Origin of the sequence: Methylobacterium sp. WCS2018Hpa-22, from assembly GCF_031843785.1 — a bacterium.
Taxonomy (GTDB): Bacteria; Pseudomonadota; Alphaproteobacteria; order Rhizobiales; family Beijerinckiaceae; genus Methylobacterium.
The window spans coordinates 1-18517 of the sequence record NZ_JAVTJA010000009.1 but is presented as its reverse complement, the minus strand read 5'-3'; the positions used below and the strand labels follow the sequence as shown (position 1 = coordinate 18517).

At 67.3% G+C, this 18517-nt stretch carries 22 protein-coding genes; 8 read left to right on the top strand and 14 right to left on the bottom strand.

Annotated features, from left to right (window positions below; translation table 11 throughout):
• Positions 1 to 51: 51 nt before the first annotated feature.
• The 7 genes from RQI43_RS13305 to RQI43_RS13275 all read right to left on the bottom strand — a co-directional run bounded on the left by RQI43_RS13305 (position 52) and on the right by RQI43_RS13275 (position 5786).
• The gene (locus RQI43_RS13305; protein WP_311275446.1) at positions 52 to 1077 is read right to left on the bottom strand and encodes a zinc-binding dehydrogenase; all 1026 of its coding nucleotides are present in this window, start codon (positions 1075 to 1077) and stop codon (positions 52 to 54) included.
• A 208-nt stretch (positions 1078 to 1285) separates the two neighbouring features.
• Complete coding sequence (locus tag RQI43_RS13300) at positions 1286 to 1561, bottom strand: SH3 domain-containing protein (protein ID WP_056427723.1); 276 nt, start codon at positions 1559 to 1561, stop codon at positions 1286 to 1288.
• A gap of 13 nt (positions 1562 to 1574) precedes the next feature.
• Entirely contained in the window at positions 1575 to 2339 is a 765-nt protein-coding gene (locus tag RQI43_RS13295) for an SDR family NAD(P)-dependent oxidoreductase (RefSeq protein WP_056427500.1), read from the bottom strand.
• On the bottom strand, positions 2336 to 3637 hold the full coding sequence (locus RQI43_RS13290) for a beta-ketoacyl-ACP synthase (protein ID WP_056453401.1): 1302 nt from the start codon (positions 3635 to 3637) through the stop codon (positions 2336 to 2338). The genes RQI43_RS13295 and RQI43_RS13290 overlap by 4 nt, the downstream gene beginning before the upstream one ends.
• Before the next feature lie 129 nt (positions 3638 to 3766).
• Complete coding sequence (locus RQI43_RS13285; RefSeq protein ID WP_056427493.1) at positions 3767 to 4918, bottom strand: beta-ketoacyl-ACP synthase; 1152 nt, start codon at positions 4916 to 4918, stop codon at positions 3767 to 3769.
• Positions 4915 to 5412 carry a 3-hydroxyacyl-ACP dehydratase FabZ family protein gene (locus RQI43_RS13280; protein ID WP_311275445.1) on the bottom strand — a complete coding sequence of 166 codons (498 nt, stop codon included), beginning with the start codon at positions 5410 to 5412 and terminating at the stop codon, positions 4915 to 4917. Before RQI43_RS13280 ends, RQI43_RS13285 begins: the two co-directional genes overlap by 4 nt.
• Positions 5413 to 5483: 71 nt before the next feature.
• The gene (locus RQI43_RS13275) at positions 5484 to 5786 is read right to left on the bottom strand and encodes an acyl carrier protein (RefSeq protein WP_018044158.1); all 303 of its coding nucleotides are present in this window, start codon (positions 5784 to 5786) and stop codon (positions 5484 to 5486) included.
• A gap of 373 nt (positions 5787 to 6159) precedes the next feature.
• On the opposite strand from RQI43_RS13275, the gene RQI43_RS13270 reads away from it, so the two are divergent.
• Positions 6160 to 7281, top strand: coding sequence for an AI-2E family transporter (locus RQI43_RS13270; RefSeq protein WP_311275444.1), 1122 nt, complete (start codon positions 6160 to 6162; stop codon positions 7279 to 7281).
• Positions 7282 to 7431: 150 nt separating this feature from the next.
• Here the strand turns inward: RQI43_RS13270 and acnA are convergent, their stop codons facing one another.
• Positions 7432 to 10131: an aconitate hydratase AcnA gene (acnA, locus tag RQI43_RS13265; RefSeq protein ID WP_311275443.1), complete on the bottom strand. Its 2700-nt coding sequence runs from the start codon at positions 10129 to 10131 to the stop codon at positions 7432 to 7434.
• A gap of 299 nt (positions 10132 to 10430) precedes the next feature.
• On the opposite strand from acnA, the gene RQI43_RS13260 reads away from it, so the two are divergent.
• The 3 genes from RQI43_RS13260 (at position 10431) to ccmB (ending at position 12395) form a co-directional block, all read left to right on the top strand.
• Positions 10431 to 10649 carry a CopG family transcriptional regulator gene (locus tag RQI43_RS13260; protein WP_311275442.1) on the top strand — a complete coding sequence of 73 codons (219 nt, stop codon included), beginning with the start codon at positions 10431 to 10433 and terminating at the stop codon, positions 10647 to 10649.
• A 424-nt stretch (positions 10650 to 11073) separates the two neighbouring features.
• Positions 11074 to 11730: a heme ABC exporter ATP-binding protein CcmA gene (gene ccmA, locus RQI43_RS13255; protein ID WP_311275441.1), complete on the top strand. Its 657-nt coding sequence runs from the start codon at positions 11074 to 11076 to the stop codon at positions 11728 to 11730.
• Positions 11731 to 11738: 8 nt separating this feature from the next.
• The gene (gene ccmB, locus RQI43_RS13250) at positions 11739 to 12395 is read left to right on the top strand and encodes a heme exporter protein CcmB (protein ID WP_311275579.1); all 657 of its coding nucleotides are present in this window, start codon (positions 11739 to 11741) and stop codon (positions 12393 to 12395) included.
• Here ccmB and RQI43_RS13245 read toward each other — a convergent pair whose 3' ends face one another.
• Positions 12396 to 13007, bottom strand: a complete 612-nt coding sequence (locus RQI43_RS13245) for a heme-binding protein (protein ID WP_311275440.1) — start codon at positions 13005 to 13007, stop codon at positions 12396 to 12398. It abuts the gene before it with no gap.
• Positions 13008 to 13016: 9 nt separating this feature from the next.
• Positions 13017 to 13241 carry a helix-turn-helix domain-containing protein gene (locus tag RQI43_RS13240; protein WP_311275439.1) on the bottom strand — a complete coding sequence of 75 codons (225 nt, stop codon included), beginning with the start codon at positions 13239 to 13241 and terminating at the stop codon, positions 13017 to 13019.
• On the opposite strand from RQI43_RS13240, the gene RQI43_RS13235 reads away from it, so the two are divergent.
• Genes RQI43_RS13235 through RQI43_RS13225 form a run of 3 tightly spaced genes read left to right on the top strand, consistent with a single transcriptional unit; the run spans position 13232 to position 14766 of the window.
• On the top strand, positions 13232 to 14008 hold the full coding sequence (locus tag RQI43_RS13235) for a heme ABC transporter permease (protein WP_056427478.1): 777 nt from the start codon (positions 13232 to 13234) through the stop codon (positions 14006 to 14008). The two genes, RQI43_RS13240 and RQI43_RS13235, sit on opposite strands and share 10 nt — an antisense overlap.
• A gap of 3 nt (positions 14009 to 14011) precedes the next feature.
• A complete protein-coding gene (gene ccmD, locus RQI43_RS13230; RefSeq protein WP_311275438.1) occupies positions 14012 to 14167 on the top strand; it encodes a heme exporter protein CcmD in 156 nt (51 codons plus the stop codon).
• Positions 14164 to 14766, top strand: coding sequence for a DsbE family thiol:disulfide interchange protein (locus tag RQI43_RS13225; RefSeq protein WP_311275437.1), 603 nt, complete (start codon positions 14164 to 14166; stop codon positions 14764 to 14766). Before ccmD ends, RQI43_RS13225 begins: the two co-directional genes overlap by 4 nt.
• Positions 14767 to 14784: 18 nt before the next feature.
• Here the strand turns inward: RQI43_RS13225 and RQI43_RS13220 are convergent, their stop codons facing one another.
• The 4 genes from RQI43_RS13220 to ftsY form a co-directional block, all read right to left on the bottom strand.
• Positions 14785 to 15402, bottom strand: coding sequence for a septation protein A (locus tag RQI43_RS13220; RefSeq protein WP_311275578.1), 618 nt, complete (start codon positions 15400 to 15402; stop codon positions 14785 to 14787).
• 154 nt (positions 15403 to 15556) lie between these two features.
• Positions 15557 to 15874, bottom strand: a complete 318-nt coding sequence (locus RQI43_RS13215) for a transcriptional regulator (RefSeq protein WP_311275436.1) — start codon at positions 15872 to 15874, stop codon at positions 15557 to 15559.
• The gene (locus RQI43_RS13210) at positions 15871 to 16200 is read right to left on the bottom strand and encodes a type II toxin-antitoxin system RelE/ParE family toxin (protein ID WP_207413744.1); all 330 of its coding nucleotides are present in this window, start codon (positions 16198 to 16200) and stop codon (positions 15871 to 15873) included. Before RQI43_RS13210 ends, RQI43_RS13215 begins: the two co-directional genes overlap by 4 nt.
• 74 nt (positions 16201 to 16274) lie before the next feature.
• Positions 16275 to 17666: a signal recognition particle-docking protein FtsY gene (gene ftsY, locus RQI43_RS13205; RefSeq protein WP_311275435.1), complete on the bottom strand. Its 1392-nt coding sequence runs from the start codon at positions 17664 to 17666 to the stop codon at positions 16275 to 16277.
• 41 nt (positions 17667 to 17707) lie between these two features.
• Here ftsY and RQI43_RS13200 point away from each other — a divergent pair, with 41 nt between their 5' ends.
• On the top strand, positions 17708 to 18433 hold the full coding sequence (locus RQI43_RS13200) for an RNA pseudouridine synthase (RefSeq protein ID WP_311275434.1): 726 nt from the start codon (positions 17708 to 17710) through the stop codon (positions 18431 to 18433).
• Positions 18434 to 18517 lie beyond the last annotated feature (84 nt).

Genomic DNA, 18517 nt, shown 5'->3' with positions numbered 1-18517 from the left:
GGGTAAGGGGCAGCCTGAGGTGAATGCGAGTCTCGTGGCCCAGGCGACATATCAGTCGATCGCCACGAGGATTTTCCCGAACACCTTGCGCGATTCCAGGCGTTCCAGCCCCTGTGAAAAGTCCGCGAGTGGCAGCACGGTATCCACTACTGGCGTGATCCCCTCGGCCATTTTCGCCAGGGATTGGCGGATGTTGGCCATAGAGCAGCCGAAGGACCCGGTAATGCGGTACTGTTGCTGGAACAGCTGCATGAGGTTCATGGTCGTAGAGACACCGGAGGTGGAACCACAGGTGACGAGGCGGCCGCCGCGCTTGAGGCATAGGAGCGAGCCGTTCCAGGTATCCGGGCCGACATGCTCGAACACTACGTCTACACCCTTTCGCTTGGTCAGGCGGCGGACCTCGCCTTCGAAGCGCTCGTCGCGGTAGTTGATGACGTGATCGGCGCCCAGCGCCTTGGCCATCTCGCCCTTCTTGTCGTCCCCCACCGTCGTGAACACAGTGCAGCCAATGGCTTTGGCCATCTTGATCGCGGCGGTACCGATCCCCGAGCCACCGGCATGAACGAGGATGCTCTCGCCAGGCTCCAGCTTGGCATTGTCGAACAGCATGTGCTGGACAGTGCCGAAGGCGATTGGAGCACAGGCTGCATCGGTGAAGCTCACCCCATCGGGTACCTTCACTACGAGACGTGCTGGCATGGTGACACGCTCGCGCGCGAACCCGTCGATATGGAAGCCCATAACGCCGGAGACGTCCTCGCACAGGTTGTCTCGACCCTCCCGGCAGGCCTTGCAGCGACAACACGTCTGCGCGCCGTACATCACCACGCGGTCGCCCTCACGCAGATCCGTGACGCCCTCGCCAACGCAGACGATCTCGCCCGAGGCTTCGGCCCCTACCGTGAGCGGCATCTTGCGCTTGGCGAAGGCCATGCCGCGAAAGCCCCAGACGTCGATGAAGTTCAAGCCCACCGCGCGCACGCGGATCTGAACCTCGCCCCCGCCGGGAGCTGCCGGCGGATCGACCTCGCTGAGGCGCAGGTCGCGGTCACCGAAGAGTTGGAGGGCTTGCATCGGGCTTGTCTCTCGTCGGGCGCTTCGGGCTCCGAACCTCCTTCGTACCACCTCATCCTGAGGTGCCCGCGTGGGCGGGTGTAGAGGGAGGGCTACGGGGCCCGCGTGCCGTCTGGAGTCCTCCTTCGAGGCCTCCACAATGCTCCGGCACCTCAGGATGAGGGAACGGAATGGGTAGGGCGCCTTATCGACTGAAAGTCGGCTCGGCTCAATCCGGCGCGAGGTAGCGTCGCCGCGCCCAGCCGAGGATTGGGCCGGCCTTGACCCGACACCAGGTGAGACCGCTCGGCGTCTCGTTGGTGCAGCCGAAGCCGCGCAGGCGCGCGCCTTCTGGTGCCTGGCCCAGTACGGGCGCGGAAGCATCCGGGGTCTCGCGGATACTCAACGCGTCGCCGCGCGGAAGACCATCGACGCGGAAAGCGCCGGTTTCGGCGATTGCCGGAGCTGCTGTCAGAACCAGCGCGTAGATGAGGCGAAGGCGCAATGGATCGTCCACCTCAAGTCCGATGGATGCCCATCATCGCTGTCAGCCCACCGTCTACCGGCAGAACGGCGCCGGTGATGTAGGCGGCGCCATCTCCCATGAGGAAGGCCACCAGCGCCGCCACTTCCTCCGGCTTGGCGAAGCGTCCGGACGGAATCTGCTTCTCCATGCCGGTGCGGTGCGCGGCATAAGGAGCCATCATGTCAGTGTCGATGAAGCCCGGCGCGATGACGTTGACGGTTACCCCACGCTTGGCAGATTCGATCGCCAGCGTCCGGCAATAGGAGATCAGCGCACCCTTCGTGGCCGCATAAGCGGCATTACCCGGATTGGCCTGGAGGGCCGCCACCGAACCGATGGCGACGATGCGGCCGGAGCGTCCGCGGATCATGCCGCGCACCAGCGCTTTGGCCATGCGGGTCAGAGACCAGAAGTTCACCTGCATCGCCGCCTCGGCTTTGTCCTGCGCCATCATCGCGGCCAGCACGTCGTAAGATTGGCCTGCATTGTGGACCAGCCCGTAGAACGCTTCCCCCTCCTGGGCCTCGCAGAAAGCCTCTAGGGCATCGCGATCGGCGAGGTCGAGAGGGTGGGCGGTGATCGCCCGTTCGGGGTGAGTCTGAACGAGTTCGGCGACAAGTCGCTCCGCCGCCTCGCCCGATGACCGATAGGTGAAAGCGACGTCGTAGCCGGAGGTGACCAGCGCGCGTACGATGGCCGATCCGAGGCCGGAGGCGCCGCCCGTGACGAGGACGCGGCGGGACACTTCGTTCGTCATGCCGGCTCGTCCCCGAGGACGAGGCAGGTATTCTGCCCGCCGAATCCGAAGGAATTGGACAGAACCCGGCTGACCCGTGCGTCGCGTGCGCTCGTTACCACGTCGAGGGAGAGAGCTGGGTCCGGCACAGCGTAATTGATCGTCGGTGGGATGCGGCCATGGGTGACGGTAAGGAGCGAGATCACCGCCTCGATAGCCCCCGCGGCTGTCAGCGTATGACCGATCATCGACTTGTTCGATGAGATCGGCAGGGAGCGGATCCGCTCACCGAATACGGCAGCGCAGCCCAACGCCTCCATCTTATCATTTTCCGGCGTCGACGTGCCGTGGGCGTTGATCGTGTCGATCGAATCCGGCTCGGTGCCAGCATCGTGCAGGGCTGCGCGGATGGCGGCGATGCCGGGCGCCCCGTCCGGGCTCGACCGGGTACGGTGAAAGCCGTCACCCTTCTCGCCGCAACCGAGAACGTAGCCGAGGATCGTCGCGCCGCGTGCACGCGCTGCCTCGGCATTCTCGAGGACCAGGGCGGCGGCCCCCTCCCCCATGACGAAGCCGTCGCGGTTCTTGGAGAACGGCTTCGAGGCCCCCTCCGGCGGATCATTCTGGGTCGAAAGTGCGGAGAGCAGCGAGAATCGGATCAGTGATTCCGGGTTCACCGAACCGTCGGTGCCGATACACAGGGCCGCCTGCATCTCGCCCCGCCGGATCGCCTCGACGCCGAGTTGGATCGCGGTGGCGCCGGATGAGCAGGCGGTGGACAGCGAGATCGGCGATCCTTTGGTGCCGAACCGATCGGCGATGTTGTCGGCCACGGTAGCGAAGATGAAGAGATCGTGCCAAGCGTCGAACCGTCCGCTCGATGCCGCTCGCTGGAGGTCGGAATAGGTGATGTCGCCGTTCTGGCCGGACGCCTGTGCCAGCGACTGGCGCTGCGGCCATTCCATTTCCACCGGCGGTACGGCGATGAACAGCGCGCCGGGGAAATTGCCCTTCGTCCCGATGCCGGATTGGGTGATCGCCTCCTCGGCCGCCTCTTCGGCGAAGCGCTGCGACAGGGCGGGCGCCACGAGCGGGTCGGTATCGAGGAAATCTACCGTGCCGGCGATGCGGGTGCGCAGGCCGTCTGTAGAAAAACGGGCGATGCTGTGGATGCCGGACCGGCCGGCGGTGAGCGCGGTCCAATTGTCGACCTGTCCCTGCCCCAGGGACGTGACGATGCCGAGGCCTGTCACGGCGACCAGCGGCCTGCCATGGCTGTCCCGGAAGTTCCGTGAATCGGGGGGAGAGGAATTCGTCATCGCGCCGTCTTGCTATCGTTCCGACCGAACGGCCTTGAAGATGCCCCGCCCCGAACATTCGGGCCGATCGATCACGGTTGCACCGGTCTTAGCGGAATTTCCGTTCGCTGACAGCCACATCCCTGCCGGTCACGACAGCGCGCTTAACCGGATCACGCCCTCACCACGGCGATGGCCGACGGTGGTGATCGTGATCTCGCGCGCCGTTCCTTCCGAAATGAGTGCGGCGGCGAGTGCCGCCCCCAGCGGCGCCGTAACTTCGAGCGAATGGCCGGTAAGGTCCCCGAGGGCTGTGATGGGGGTTCCGGGCGTCAGTACGTCCAGGGCAGCACGCTCCTCGGCAGTGATCTCTTTGACGCCGGTGGCACCCGAGATCACCAGATCCGGCTTGGAAGCGGCCTCGCCCCACAAGGTGGAGAGGCTACGCCCTACGCTGCCGGCCTCGCGCCGGGGGCGATCGCTTTCCACTGGGAGAAGGCGGGCGAAGATCGTCGCCTCGCGCGCCGCTGCGGTCTCGGCGGCTTCCAGCATGAGGAAAGCGGCGGTACTTCCCAAAATGACGCCGGCCTCGCCTTCACCCTCGCGCTCGAAAACCGGTCGGTAATCGCCCTTCCGCAGGTATCCGCCCATCTCGTGGACGACGAGAACGTCGGGGCGTTCCGCGCTGTAGGAGCCGCCCACCAGCATCGTATCGATCTGGCCCGAAGCGATGCGGCTCTGGGCGTTGCGCAAGGCGTCGACGCCCGAAGCCTCCTCGCCCATGAACGTGCGTGAGGCGCCCGTGACACCATGGACGATGGCGATGTTGCCAGCGAGCAGGTTCGAGAGTTGGGCCAGGAAGAGGGTCGGGCGTAGGTCGTTCTGCAGGTGCTCGTTGAGATAGGCGCCCGGGTCGGCCGCGTCGCGCAGGCCGGTCAGGATCGCACCGTCCACCGCCGTATCACGCTCGCCGCCGCCGCAGGCGACGACGAGATGCATCGCTGCCTTGAAGGCGGCGTCCTGTTTCACTCCAGCCGAGTCGAGGGCAAGCCCGGCCGCGTAGACGCCCAGGCGCTGCCACGCCTCCATCTGCCGCTGGTCGGATTTCTTGGGGATCTGTCCATCGAGCAAGAGCGGCGGGGCCGGATGGACGGGATAGGGCGCAAAGCGCTCCGTATCCGTAGCCTTCGGCCTGCCCGCTGCGAAGGCTTCGAGGTGGGCGGCGATTCCCTCTCCGGCACAGGATACGAGGCCGATGCCGGTGACGACCACGTCGCGCCGGTCCATGCTGGTCTTGCTCATGCCGGAACCGCTCCCCCGGGGGGAGCCCCTGCCGCAACCGCGCGATCCATCAGGCCGATCCGCTCCGCGCGTTCGCGCATGGGAGCATCGAGCCCTGCGGGAAACGGCATGGTTCGGAAGCGCAACTCTGCATCGGCCAGAGGTTTGCCCTCGTGGCGGATGGAAGCCTTGGTCACCGCGTAACCAGAGCCGTCATGCTCCAGACTCGCCTGCACGACGAGTGTCGCCCCAGGGCCGACGAAGGAGCGGAACCTCGCCTTGTCGACCGCCATCAGGAACGGCATCCGCACGAAGTCGAGATGGGCGAGGAGCAGGTATCCCGAGGCCTGGGCCATGGTCTCCGTGAGGAGTACCCCGGGCACCAGGGGATGACCGGGAAAGTGACCCTCGAAGACCGGGCTCTCCATCGGCACGTGAGCTAGCGCCTCGATCCGGCCGGCGGCCTTGTCGAGACTCGTCACCGTGTCGATCATCTCGAAATATTCGAGGCGCATGGCGTCAAAGGCTCCGCTGGGGACTAGAGGCTCCGCTGGACACTCAAAGGCTCGGCCGCTGGGCTCGCCCTTCAGGCCTTGGCGGCCTTCTCGGCCACCAGCGCGTCGATGCGGGCACAGAGGTTCTTCAGCACGAAATACTCCTCGGCCGGCACCTTGCCCTCGTTGACCTCCTGGGTCCAACGCTCCAGCGGCAGCTTGATGCCGAAGGCTTTGTCCACCGCGAAGGCGATGTCGAGGAAGGCGAGCGAATCGATGCCGAGATCCTCAATGGCGTGACTCTCGGGCGAGATGGTGTCGCGCGGGATGTCGGCGGTGTCGGCGATGATGTCCGCGACGCGGTCGAACGTAGCGGTTGTCGGCTGGTCAGACATGCGTTCTCGCCGTTTTCTTCTCTGTGGCGCGCCGTGGCAGATCCGGTGTCGGATCCCCTGGCGGGCGCGGCCGGTCCGAGGCTGGCGCGTGAACCCGGCGCCCCCCGGGTCGCGCAGCATGCCCCCGAAGCGGCGTCGCGCCGCTTCCGATCGAAGGCGGTCCCTTACACGAGGGGGTGGTGCCGGGCAACCTTGACAGATACTCGGCTCGGGCTCGCGCCTTCGTGCGCCTGCGGGGCGCCCCGGACCATTCCGCCCGTCGATGCCTTGACCTACATGCGGAGGCGCGTCCGTTCGGCGTGGACCTGTGCTCTACTTCCTGCGCGAAACCATCGAGCGTGAGGCATGCCAGGAGGCGGCAGAGGTGACGAGAATGGAACGACCTACATCCGTCGATGCGGCGGAACTGCCGACGGACCATCGCAGCCGCGCCCAAGGAGGCGCGCGCATCGCCCTGGTCCTGGCGCTGTCCGCCCTCGGCCTGTGGGTGCTCCACCCGTTCCTTCCGGCGCTGGCCTGGGCCGTGATCCTCGCCATCGCGCTCTGGCCGCTCTATGCGAAGGCGGAACGGCGCTGGCCGCCCGGTGGCCACAACATCCTGCTGCCGAGCCTGTTCACCCTGGCGGTAGCGCTGGTCTTCCTCGCGCCCCTGGTGGTCCTCGGGGTACAGGCGGCGCGGGAGGCCCATGACGCGATGGCCTGGGCCAAGTCGGCCGAGCGCAGCGGTATCCCCGTACCGGAATTCCTGTCCCACCTTCCCTACGGTGCGGCCAAAGCGAGCGCATGGTGGAGCGAGACTCTCAGCCACCCGTCCGCCGGGTCCGAGATCCTGCACAAGCTCGACAACTCGACCACGATCGGCCTGACCAAGAGCCTCGGGGCTCAAGTCGTTCGCCGGGTTGTGCTATTCGGCTTCACCCTGCTGACGTTGTTCTTCCTGTTCCGTGACGGGCGAACTGTCATCAGGCAGTCGCTGACGGCGAGCGCCCGCCTGTTTGGCCCGCGCGGCGAGCGGGTGGCCCGCCAGATGGTGGCTTCCGTCCATGGCACCGTCGATGGGCTGGTGCTGGTCGGCCTCGGCGAAGGCGTTCTCCTTGGAATCGTTTACTATTTTGCGGGCGTGCCGCATCCGGTCCTGCTCGGCGCGCTGACGGCGGTGGCGGCGATGATCCCCTTCGGAGCGCCGCTGGTCTTCGGCATTGCCGCACTGATCCTGCTCGCTGGCGGGGCGGTGATCCCGGCGGCGGTGGTGGTGGTGGCAGGCTTCGTCGTCACCTTCGTCGCCGACCATTTCGTGAGGCCGGTCCTGATCGGCGGCACCACCCGCCTGCCCTTCCTCTGGGTGCTGCTCGGCATCCTCGGCGGGGTCGAGACGTTCGGTCTGCTCGGGCTTTTCCTCGGCCCGGCGGTGATGGCGGCCCTGGTGCTATTGTGGCGGGAGTTCACAGATGGGGACACGGCGCAGGCCACATCCATAGGCCCGCGCGGCCCGTAATTCGAGCCGCCCGCAACCGCCATAGGACGGCCGAAACGACCGCCATCGGACGGTGTTTCGAGGGATTGCAAAGGCGGCTCAGATTCCGGTGGAATGTCCGGGCCGAAAGGCCCTCCCCTGACCGGGGAGGGCCTTCCTCGCATCGTAGGCTTACGCCGCCAGCGAGCGCAGGACATAGGGCAGGATTCCGCCGTTGCGGAAGTATTCCAGCTCGTCCAGCGTATCGATCCGGCAGGTGAGCGGCACCTCTGTCTTGGTGCCGTCGGCCGAGGTGATCTCGGCGATCATGGTCTGGCGCGGCTTGATGTCGCCCGAGAGGCCGAGAAGGCTGACGGTCTCGTCACCCTTGAGGCCGAGCGACGCCCAGGACGTCTCGCCTTGAAACACCAGCGGCACGATGCCCATGCCCACGAGGTTCGAGCGGTGGATACGCTCGAAGCTCTCCGCCACCACGGCGCGGACGCCGAGGAGCTTCGTGCCCTTGGCCGCCCAATCGCGCGACGAGCCGGTGCCGTATTCCTTGCCGGCGAAGACGACGAGCGGCGTGCCGGATTCGGCGTATTTCTGGGCGGCGTCGTAGATGTACATCCGCTCGCCGGACGGCTGGAACAGGGTCCAGCCGCCCTCGACCACGTTGCCGTTCTCGTCCCGGACCATCTGGTTCTTGATGCGGATGTTGGCGAAGGTGCCCCGCATCATGACCTGGTGGTTGCCGCGGCGGGTGCCGTACTGGTTGAAGTCCTGCACCCGGACCTGATGCTCCTGCAGGTAGGCGCCGGCCGGCGAGGCCGCGCGGATGTTACCCGCCGGAGAGATGTGGTCGGTGGTGATGGAATCCTGGAACAGGCCGAGGATGCGGGCATCGACGATGTCGGTGATCGGCGCCGGCGTCTTGGTCATGCCCTCGAAATAGGGTGGGTTCTGCACGTAGGTGGAGGTCGAATCCCACTTGAAGGTCTCGGCCTCGGTGACCTCGACGGCCTTCCAGTAATGGTCGCCGCTGAACACGTCGGCGTAGCGCGACTTGAACAGGGTCGAGGTGATGTTGGCCTCGATGAACTCGGCGACCTCTGCCGTGGAGGGCCAGATGTCGGCGAGATAGACCGGCTGGCCATCGGAGCCGATGCCCAGCGGCTCGGTGGTGATGTCGATCTGCATCGAGCCGGCGAGCGCGTAGGCGACGACCAGCGGCGGCGAGGCTAGGTAGTTGGCGCGCACGTCGGGGTTCACGCGGCCTTCGAAGTTGCGGTTGCCGGAGAGCACGGCCGCCGCGACCACGTCGTTGTCATTGATCGCCTTCGAGATCGGCGCCGGCAGCGGGCCGGAATTGCCGATGCAGGTGGTGCAGCCGAAGCCGACGAGGTTGAAGCCGAGGGCGTCGAGGGGCGCCTGCAGGCCCGCGCTCTCCAGATACTCGGCGACCACCTGCGAGCCCGGCGCCAGGGAGGTCTTCACCCAGGGCTTGGAACGCAGGCCCTTGGCGACGGCGTTGCGGGCGAGGAGCCCCGCGCCGATCATCACGCTCGGGTTCGAGGTGTTGGTGCAGCTCGTGATCGCGGCGATCACCACGTCGCCATGGCCGATATCGTAATTCGCCCCGTCGACGGGGTAGCGCTTGGCGATGTCGGCGGCTCGTCTGAACTCGGTCTCCATGGACTGGGCGAAGCCCGGCTTGGCGCCGTCCAGCAGCACCCGGTCCTGCGGCCGCTTGGGGCCGGCCAGCGACGGACGCACGTCACCCATGTCGAGGGAGAGGGAATCGGTGAAGACGGGGTCCGGGGTCTGCGCGTCGCGCCACATGCCCTGAGCCTTGGCATAGGCCTCCACGAGGGCGATCCGGTCGTCGGCGCGGCCGGTCACCTTGAGGAAGTCGATGGTCTTCTGGTCGATGGGGAAGAAGCCACAGGTGGCGCCGTATTCGGGGGCCATGTTGGAGATCGTGGCGCGGTCGGCCACCGCCATGTCGTCGAGGCCGGGGCCGTAGAATTCCACGAACTTGCCGACCACGCCCTTCTTACGCAGCATCTGCGTCACGGTGAGCACGAGGTCGGTGGCGGTGGTGCCCTCGGGCAGCTTGCCCGACAGTTTGAAGCCGACGACTTCCGGGATCAGCATGGAGAGCGGCTGGCCGAGCATGGCGGCCTCGGCCTCGATGCCGCCCACGCCCCAGCCGAGCACGGCGAGGCCGTTGACCATGGTGGTGTGCGAATCGGTGCCGACGAGGCTGTCGGGATAGGCGAGCTCGGTGCCGTCTTCTGTCTTGGTCCACACCGTTTGCGACAGGAACTCGAGGTTCACCTGGTGGCAGATGCCGGTGCCGGGGGGGACGACGGAGAAGTTGTCGAAGGCCGACTGGCCCCATTTCAGGAAGGTGTAGCGCTCGCCGTTGCGCTCGTATTCCAGCGCCACGTTGTCGGCCAGGGCCTTCGGGGTGCCGAACTCGTCGACGATGACCGAGTGGTCGATGACGAGATCGACCGGGACCAGCGGGTTGATCTTCTGGGGGTCGCCGCCGAGAGCGACCATGGCGTCGCGCATTGCGGCGAGATCCACCACGGCGGGCACGCCGGTGAAGTCCTGCATCAGCACGCGCGAGGGGCGGAAGGCGATCTCGGTCTCGACCTTGCCGAGGTTGCCGAGCCACGCGACGGTGGCGGAGATGTCGTCCTTCTTCACCGAGCGGTCGTCCTCGAACCGCAGCAGGTTCTCGAGGATGACCTTCATCGAGAAGGGCAAAGCCGTCGCATCGGCGAGGCCGGCCTGCTCGGCATGGGGGATGGAGTAGTAGGTGTAGGATTTGTCGCCGACGGTGAGGGTCTGGCGGGAGTGAAAGCTGTCGAGTGATGCCACGGCTTGTTTCTTCCTCACGAGCGGTTGTCGAACACGCGCAGGCATGACCTGCGCCACGAAGTCGTGTTCGGCTGGAGCGCTTCTAAAAAAAGCGCGCGCCGCTCCGGGGGTGCCCGGACAGGATGTTGCGCGACGAGCGATTTGGACGCTCGGGACTCGCGCGGCGCAGCCTGCGCCCCGTATAGAACACTTCGAAACTGGCCGCTACGCCCTGCTGTGACACGAGCGCAGGAGTGTCGGGGAGAACGTGGACGAGCCTCGGTGCGCGAGCTATGCAGGCGGCCATGCCGGAGCATTCCATGATCGCCTTTCGCCTGCCCCCGGAGATCGAAGCGCATATGGATGCGCATGGTCGGCGGACAGGCCAAGACGCGCGTGAAGACGCCCGCGACGCGATCCTAGATTACCTTGAGGATCGTGCGGACGTTCAAATCGCCGAGCGGCGGCTTGCCGACCTGAAGGCGGGGAAAAGCGACTCCGTTCCCATCTCGGAACTCCTCGCTCGGTATGCATTGTGATCGCGGCCGTCGCGCACGATCCTCTTACCCTTGCGATGCAGCGGTTTGCCCCATCCACAAAACTGCCAACGAGTCAGAACCCTCACGTCGGTATGAGGCGTGACAGGCGCCCTCTTCCGGCTACGGCATTCACGCCTCTCGCGGGCGGCTCGGGTCCCCTCTCCTGGAAGGAGAGGGACAGGGTGAGGTGTGTGACCTCTCCGGGGATGGACCACACCTCACCCCAGCCCTCTCCTTCCAGGAGAGGGAGTTCCGCTGCGCCTCATGCCAACCCTCCTGGATCGAGGGAACGGCTGTCGAGCAGATGCGTAAATCCAGTAGCCTTCCAGGAGAGGAAGCCCGCGCCGCCCGCGCGAGACGTGAAAGCCGCAGTCCCCGTGAGCAGTTGGAGGCGTGCCGTCGCCGGCGGCCGACAGGGCGCCCCGTGCGGCTGACCGCTACGAACCTCGCCGCCCGCCGCTCCGGGCGCCGCATCTTCTCGGGTCTGTCCTTCGCGCTCGGCCCCGGCGAGGCCTTGATGGTGACGGGGCGCAACGGCGCGGGAAAATCCACCCTGCTCAGCCTTCTCGCCGGCCGGTTGAAGCCGGATGCCGGCACCATCGCGGTTGCCGACGTGGGCGAGTCGACGCTGGCCGAATGTCTCCACGTGGTCGGCCATCGCGACGGGCTGAAAAGCCCGCTGACGGCGGAGGAGAACCTGACCTTCGCCCGCGACCTCCTCGGCGCGCCCACCGCGAGCCCGGACGAAGCGTTGAACGAACTCGGGCTCGGCCATGCCCTGCGGTTGCCGGTGGCCTACCTCTCCGCCGGCCAGCGCCGCCGCGTCGCCCTCGCCCGGCTTCTCGTCTGCCGGCGGCCCCTCTGGCTGCTCGACGAGCCGACGGCGGCCCTCGACACCGCCTCTCAGGCCGTGCTCGCCGGATTGATGGCGCGGCACCGGGCCGAGGGCGGCCTCATCGTGGCGGCCACCCACCAGTCCCTCGGCCTGGACGATGCCCGCGAATTGCGCATCGACGAGGCGTTAAAACCCGCACCCGCCCCGGCCAGCGGGAATGCTGCCGATTCGGAGGTGTGGTGGTGATCGGCGTGATGCGCGCTCTCATCGCCCGCGACCTGCAGCTCGCCGCCCGCGTCGGCGGCTCGGGCGCCCTGTCGCTGGTGTTCTTCCTGATGATCGTCGCCCTCGTGCCGTTCGCGCTGGGGCCCGACCTCAATCTTCTCTCGCGGATCGGTCCGGCCATCCTCTGGCTCGCGGCGGTGCTCGCCACCCTGATCGGCCTCGACCGCCTGTTCCAGGCCGACGAGGAGGACGGCTCCCTCGACCTGATGACCGGCGCTCCCGCGCCGATGGAGATGGTGGTGCTCGCCAAGGTGGTCGCCCATTGGCTCACCACCGGCCTGCCGCTGGCACTGGCTTCGCCGCTCTTTGGGCTGCTCGTCGCCCTCGACGGCACCGCCATGGGCGCCACCTCCCTGACTTTGCTGCTGGGGACGCCGGCCCTGACCTTCATCGGCGCCGTCGGCGCCGCGCTCACCGCGTCGATCCGCCGGGGCGGCCTGATCCTCGCCGTCCTGGTGCTGCCGCTGATGATCCCGACGCTGATCTTCGGCGTCTCCGCGACCGAGGCGGCATCCGGCGGCACGGTGCCCTTCACGACGCCCTTGCTGATCCTGTCGGCCCTCAGCCTGATCGCGGCGGTGATCGGGACCTTCGCGGCGGCCGCGGCCCTGCGCTGGTCGGAATGATCAGCGCCCCTCGGCGACCGGGATGACGATCTCGTTGCGCCGCAGGAAAGGGATCGCGAAGGGTGGATCGTAGCTCAGGACGCTCGACGGGCCCGTCGTCTCGCGGGCCATCTTCGCCAGGACCTGCCGGAGAACCGCCTCGCGTTTCTCACGGGCTCTCGCATCGAGTGTGCCGGAGAAGTGGAGCGCGGCGAAGGTCGCGGCAGGCAGCCGAGTGATGCGGACCGCCGGGTCGGTCGGGACCGGCGGTCCGGCCTTCGCGATGGCGGCGGGCAGGAAGAAGCGCATGACGCGCAGATCGCCGCCCTGCTCCACCGGCACGGTCATGGCAATCAGGGTGCCCTGTTCCACCGGCACCGTCATCGCGATGCGGTCGTCTCCGCCATTGGAGCCGGTGATGTACCGGAACAGCCGGCGAAACGCCTCGGCATCGCCCGGATCCGCCATGTCGGTCTCGACCGCGACACGCGGTTCGTAGCGGCGGATCTCGACGTTGCGGGGCAATTGCTCGACCACCTCGTAGCGCGGCTGCTCGTAGGTGGCACGGATGCCGACCACGGATAGGAGCGATTCCGCGAAGGTCAGGGCGTAGTAGAGGGCTTTGTCGAGCATGGCGTCGGCTCAACGCCCCATCGACGGCCGCGTTTCCAATCCGGCCGCCAAACGGCGCCATTCCGTCGGCGGCAGGCCGGTCCAGCCACGGAAGGCGCGGGTGAAATGCGCGGCGTCGGCATAGCCGAGATCGAGGGCGTGCGCGAAGAAATGATCGACGCGGCCGGACTGCGCGTAACGCCCGCATTGATGCTGCACCGCACCTTGGGCTAGGTCCACGGACCATGTGGACACGTCTTGCCCATCCCGGTCACTTCCTGCGTTGGACCGGCCCCGTGATGCCCTGGCTCGCGGGGCTCTCAGCCGTGCTGCTCGCAATCGGCCTGTACCTCACCTGGTTCGTGGTCCCGCCCGATTACCAGCAGGGCGAGACCGTGCGGATCATGTATATCCACGTGCCGGCGGCCTGGCTCGGCGTGTTCTTCTACGGGTCGATGGCGATCTCGGCGATCGGCACCCTGGTCTGGCGCCACCCCCTCGCGGATGTGGCGCAGCGCGCCGCGGCGCCGATCGGGGCGGCCTTCACCCTGATCTGCCTCGTCACCGGCTCGCTCTGGGGCAAGCCGATGTGGGGCACCTACTGGGTCTGGGACGCGCGCCTGACCTCGATGCTGATCCTGTTCCTGATCTATTGCGGCATCATCGCCCTGTGGCGCACGATCGAGGATCCGAACCGGGCCGCGCGCGCCATCGCGATCCTGACGCTGGTGGGCGCCGTGAACCTGCCGATCATCAAGTTCTCGGTGAACTGGTGGTCGACGCTGCATCAGCCGGCCTCGATCATGCGCATGGGCGGCTCCAGCATCGATCCCTCGATGCTCTACCCCCTGCTCGAGATGATCCTCGCCTTCACCCTGCTCGGGATCACGCTGCATCTCTACGCCATGCGCACGGAGATCCTGCGCCGCCGGGTCCGGGCGCTCACCATCCGCGAGGCCGAGCGACTGGATGCCGATCCGCGTCCGGCCCGGCCCCTCGGCCAGGCGATCCGGGGAGTCTGAGCGATGGCTTCCCTCGGGCCGCATGCCGGCTTCATCCTCGGCGCCTACGCCTTCACCGCCCTCGTCATCGGCGCCTTGATCTGGCGCTCGCTCAGCGATCATCGGGCGCAAAAACACGCGCTCGCGGCCCTTCAGGGCGATGGGGGGGAGCGCCCGTGAGCGCCGCATCCTCGTCGGCGCCGGTGCGCCGGTCGCTCCTCGTCATCGCGCCGCTGGTAATCTTCGCGGCGCTGGCCCTGGTCTTCTTCATCCGCCTGCGATCCGGGGCGGACCCGGCCGCGATTCCCTCGGCGCTGATCGGACTGCCTGTGCCGGCCTTCTCGTTGCCGGCATTGCCCAACCTCGTCGGCGGCGAAGGCCAGGCCGTTCCCGGTCTTTCCAGCGCCGACCTCAAGGGCCGCGTGACGGTGGTCAATTTCTGGGCGTCGTGGTGTGCCCCGTGCCAGATCGAGCATCCGCAACTGATGCGGCTGGCGCGTGAGCCGGGCGTGAACCTCGTCGGCATCGACTACAAGGACGCACCCGAGAACGGCCGCCGCTTCCTGTCGCGCAGCGGCGTCCCGTTCCAGGCGGTGGGGATGGATTCCACCGGTCGCACCGGAATCGATTTCGGCGTCTACGGCGTGCCGGAAACCTTCATCATCGGCCCCGACGGTCTGATCCGCGACAAGCTCGTCGGGATCGTCACGGCAGAGAACTACGCCGCCGTGCTCGCAAAGATCCGGGCGGCGGAGAGGACGGCCACCGCGAAACCCTGATCCGTCGACAAGCTTTCCCTAGACGTCGGGCTTCGCCTCGGCCTTGCGGTCGTAGCGCATCAGGAGCGGGGTCTGCGACAGGGCGAACAGGATGGTCAGCGGCATGATGCCGACCACCTTGAAATTGGCCCAGAAGGCGTAAGTCTGCGTCCGCCAGACCACCTCGTTGATGGCGGCCAGGGCGAAGAAGAACAATCCCCAGCGGAAGGTGAGCTTGCGCCAGCCCTCCTCGGTCAGGTCGAAGACCGAGTCGAGCACCACCGACAGCAGGGATTTCCCGAACAGCAGGCCGCCGAGGAGGATGGCGCCGAACAGGGCGTTCACGATCGTCGGCTTGATCACGAAGAACGTCTTGTCGTGCAGCGCCAGCGCCATGCCGCCGAAGACCAGCACGACGATTCCTGAGACCAGCGGCATGATCGGCAGCCGTCGCAGCAGCGCGAAGTGGATGGCCAGAGCCACCACCGTCGCCACCACGAACACCCCGATGGCCATGAAGGTGCTGCTGTCCTCGCTCAGGCCGAACCGCGTGCCGAACGAGTTCAGCAGGAAGAACAGCACCAGCGGCCCCATTTCCAGGGCGAGCTTCGGCACCGGGTCGAGATGGCGGCGCGGCGGCACGGATTCGATGGGCAGGGTCATGATCGTGAGCGGCTCGTGGTTCGGCACGCCCGGACGCAAAGCGGCGCCGGGCGGGACGCCGGATGTAGGACAGTCGCCCCGGCTTTCATAGCGCGTCAGGCAGCGCCAAAGATCGACCGGGGGCTCTGCAGGAGGATCGCCCGTAGCGTCAGCGGCCCGCCGCCACGGCGAGTTTCAGGCCGGCTGCCTTCTGAACCGTCGTGAGCACGGCGAACAGGTTGCTTGCTGTCGGGTTGCCGGTCGGGCTCAGCATGCGCATCAGGCTCTTGGACGAAGAACCAGTTTCCATGGCCAGCCGTTCGAAACCGATCGTTGCGTTGATGTAGTCGCGCAGTACTGCCTTTCCCGTATCGAGTTCTCCGGCCAGGAACTGATCCACCGCTTCTGTCAGAAGTGCCTCTCGGAATGCCGGGTCGCGCTCGGCACGCGCTTTCACCGTCTCTCTGAAGCTGCGCGTCAGGGTCATGATGTCTCCTCTGCCTTGCGCCGCTTGTACTCCAACCAAGATGCGTGAGCCGCGGCGATATCCGCTTGCTGCCGCCGCTTCGTCCCGCCTGTCAGCAGGATGATCAGAACGTCTCCGTCGCGGCCGAAATAGAGTCGGTATCCAGGCCCGGAATCGATGCGATATTCCAGAACGCCATTCCCGACCGACTTGACGCTCGAAAGATTGCCTCGCTCCATTCTCACCAATGCGACGGTCACCTTGGCTGCGGATTGCGGATCGAGTCGATCGAACCAGTCGGCGAAAGGACTGCGGCCTTTCGCATCCAGAAATTCAACGATCCGCATCCGTCATGGTACCATCTGTGGTACCACGACGGCAACCGCTTGCGCATGGCCGCCCATGCGGGTCCCCCTTGCGATCAGTCCTTGTCCAACCCCGCGATGGCCCGCGCGAAGTCCCGCGCGGCGAAGGGTTCGAGATCCTCGACGCCTTCTCCGACGCCGATGAAATGCACCGGCAGGCCGAACTTCGCGGCCAGCGCCACGAGGATGCCGCCCCGGGCGGTGCCGTCGAGCTTGGTCATGACGAGGCCGGTGACGTTGGCCGCCTTCGAGAACAGCTCGACCTGGCTCAGCGCGTTCTGGCCCACGGTGGCATCGAGGACGAGGAGCACGGCATGGGGCGCCTCGGCGTCGATCTTGCGGATGACGCGCAGGATCTTCTCGAGCTCGGCCATCAGCCCGGTCTTGTTCTGGAGCCGGCCGGCCGTATCGATCAGGAGCACGTCGGTGCCCTCGGTCCTGGCCCGCTGGAAGGCCTCGAAGGCGAGGCCGGCGGCATCCGCTCCTTGCGCGCCCGACACCACCGGAACCCCGGTGCGCGTGCCCCAGACCTTGAGCTGCTCGATGGCCGCGGCGCGGAACGTGTCGCCCGCCGCGAGCATCAGGCTGTGCCCCTCCCCCTTCAGCTTCAGGGCGAGTTTGCCGATGGTGGTGGTCTTGCCCGCGCCGTTGACGCCGATCATCAGGATCACGAACGGCTTCTTCGTCGTGTCGATGGTGAGGGGAATGGCGACGGGTGTCAGCGCCCGCTCCACCTCGGCGGCGAGGATGGCCCGGACCTCATCCGGGGAGATGCCCTTCTCGTAGCGGCCCTTGCCCACGGCCTCCGAGATCCGCATGGCGGTGTCGATGCCGAAATCGGCCTGGATCAGGGCGTCTTCCAGCTCCTCCAGCGTGTCCGCGTCGAGCTTGCGCTTGGTGAAGAGGCCGGTCACCCGCTCGGACAAAGCCGACGAGGTGCGCTTCATGCCCCCGGTGAGGCGGCTCCACCAGCCGCGCTTCTCGGAGGCCGGTTCGGGTTCGGTAACTGGCTCGGGCGTGGGGGCCGGGACCGGGGCGGGCTCCGGTGCGAAGGCGACCGTCGTGGTGTCGGCCTTCTCCGCTCCGCGCGCGGGATCATCTCCCGCCGTACCGGCCGGCGGACGCTCATCCGCGCCCGCGATGGGCTGCAGGTCTGCCCCCTCGATCTCGTCGGGGATCGTGTTCTTGTCCGGGTCGGCGGGCGCGGGCTCGCTGGGGGGCAGCGGGATCGCCGAGATGTCGTCCGCGCCCGTGGCGAAGTCGGGCTGGCCTTCCGATTCCGAGGCGGGAGACGCGATGGGAGGCGATGCCGGCTCGATGGCCGTTTCGGGTTTCCGCTCCGGCTTGGGATCGGGCGGCTGGACCGGGACCGGCTCGGGCGGCCACGCTTCCTCCTTCTTCCCGAACATCCGCCGCAGCAACCAGCCCGGCCTCTTGTCTTCGCTCATTCCCACTTGCTCCCTCGACCCCGCATGAGTAGCGCAGGGCGATGCCGTCAGCCGATGCCCCAGTGGAACACCGCATAACAGACATAGGCGCGCGTCTCCTCTACCGCGATGCCCTTGTCCTCGTCATCGACAAGCCGGCGGGACTGCCTGTCCATCCCGGCCCGAAGGGCGGCGAGACCCTGACCGACCATCTCGATGCCTTGCGCTTCGGTCTGCCACGTCGTCCCGAGGCGGCCCATCGGCTCGACCGCGACACGTCGGGCTGCCTCGCCCTGGGCCGTCATGCCAAAGCTTTGGCCCGTCTCAACAAGCTGTTCGCCGCGAGCGGCACGGTGGGGAAGACCTACTGGGCCATCGTCGAGGGCGATCCCGCCGAGGACGAGGGCCGCATCGACTTCCCCCTCGCCCGCCGCTCGGACGACCCGCGCTCGTGGTGGATGAAAACGGACCCGGCCGGTGACCCGTCGCTGACCACATGGCGCGTTCTCGGCCGCTCGGCGGACAGGAGCCTCGCCTGGCTGGCCCTCAGCCCGGTCACCGGCCGCACGCATCAGTTGCGCGTCCATTGCGCCGCCAAGGGCTGGCCCATCCTCGGCGACACGATCTACGGCACCGCCCCGCGCTCGGGCGGACCCGGGCTGCAGCTCCACGCCCGCGCGCTGACCCTGCCGCTCTACCCCAAGAAGCCGCCGATCTTGGTCGAGGCCCCTGCGCCGGGGCACATGCGGGCGCGGATGGAGATGTGTGGGTATCGGGCTGGCGCATGACGCGCACAATGGATTGGCTGGGCCAGAGGAGCACATCCCCTCTCCCCGCACGCGGGGAGAGGGCCGCGACGACCTCGTTGTCGT

Bases quoted from the DNA above. Each gene is read 5' to 3' on its own strand.
- RQI43_RS13235 (WP_056427478.1), top strand. From the start codon at position 13,232: ATGTGGACACGTCTTGCCCATCCCGGTCACTTCCTGCGTTGGACCGGC.
- RQI43_RS13295 (WP_056427500.1), bottom strand. From the start codon at position 2,339: ATGACGAACGAAGTGTCCCGCCGCGTCCTCGTCACGGGCGGCGCCTCC.
- RQI43_RS13275 (WP_018044158.1), bottom strand. From the start codon at position 5,786: ATGTCTGACCAGCCGACAACCGCTACGTTCGACCGCGTCGCGGACATC.
- RQI43_RS13305 (WP_311275446.1), bottom strand. From the start codon at position 1,077: ATGCAAGCCCTCCAACTCTTCGGTGACCGCGACCTGCGCCTCAGCGAG.
- RQI43_RS13285 (WP_056427493.1), bottom strand. From the start codon at position 4,918: ATGAGCAAGACCAGCATGGACCGGCGCGACGTGGTCGTCACCGGCATC.
- RQI43_RS13200 (WP_311275434.1), top strand. From the start codon at position 17,708: ATGCCGTCAGCCGATGCCCCAGTGGAACACCGCATAACAGACATAGGC.
- ccmB (WP_311275579.1), top strand. From the start codon at position 11,739: ATGCGCGCTCTCATCGCCCGCGACCTGCAGCTCGCCGCCCGCGTCGGC.
- ftsY (WP_311275435.1), bottom strand. From the start codon at position 17,666: ATGAGCGAAGACAAGAGGCCGGGCTGGTTGCTGCGGCGGATGTTCGGG.
- RQI43_RS13270 (WP_311275444.1), top strand. From the start codon at position 6,160: ATGGAACGACCTACATCCGTCGATGCGGCGGAACTGCCGACGGACCAT.
- RQI43_RS13260 (WP_311275442.1), top strand. From the start codon at position 10,431: ATGATCGCCTTTCGCCTGCCCCCGGAGATCGAAGCGCATATGGATGCG.
- RQI43_RS13290 (WP_056453401.1), bottom strand. From the start codon at position 3,637: ATGACGAATTCCTCTCCCCCCGATTCACGGAACTTCCGGGACAGCCAT.
- RQI43_RS13245 (WP_311275440.1), bottom strand. From the start codon at position 13,007: ATGCTCGACAAAGCCCTCTACTACGCCCTGACCTTCGCGGAATCGCTC.
- ccmD (WP_311275438.1), top strand. From the start codon at position 14,012: ATGGCTTCCCTCGGGCCGCATGCCGGCTTCATCCTCGGCGCCTACGCC.
- RQI43_RS13215 (WP_311275436.1), bottom strand. From the start codon at position 15,874: ATGACCCTGACGCGCAGCTTCAGAGAGACGGTGAAAGCGCGTGCCGAG.
- RQI43_RS13210 (WP_207413744.1), bottom strand. From the start codon at position 16,200: ATGCGGATCGTTGAATTTCTGGATGCGAAAGGCCGCAGTCCTTTCGCC.
- RQI43_RS13280 (WP_311275445.1), bottom strand. From the start codon at position 5,412: ATGCGCCTCGAATATTTCGAGATGATCGACACGGTGACGAGTCTCGAC.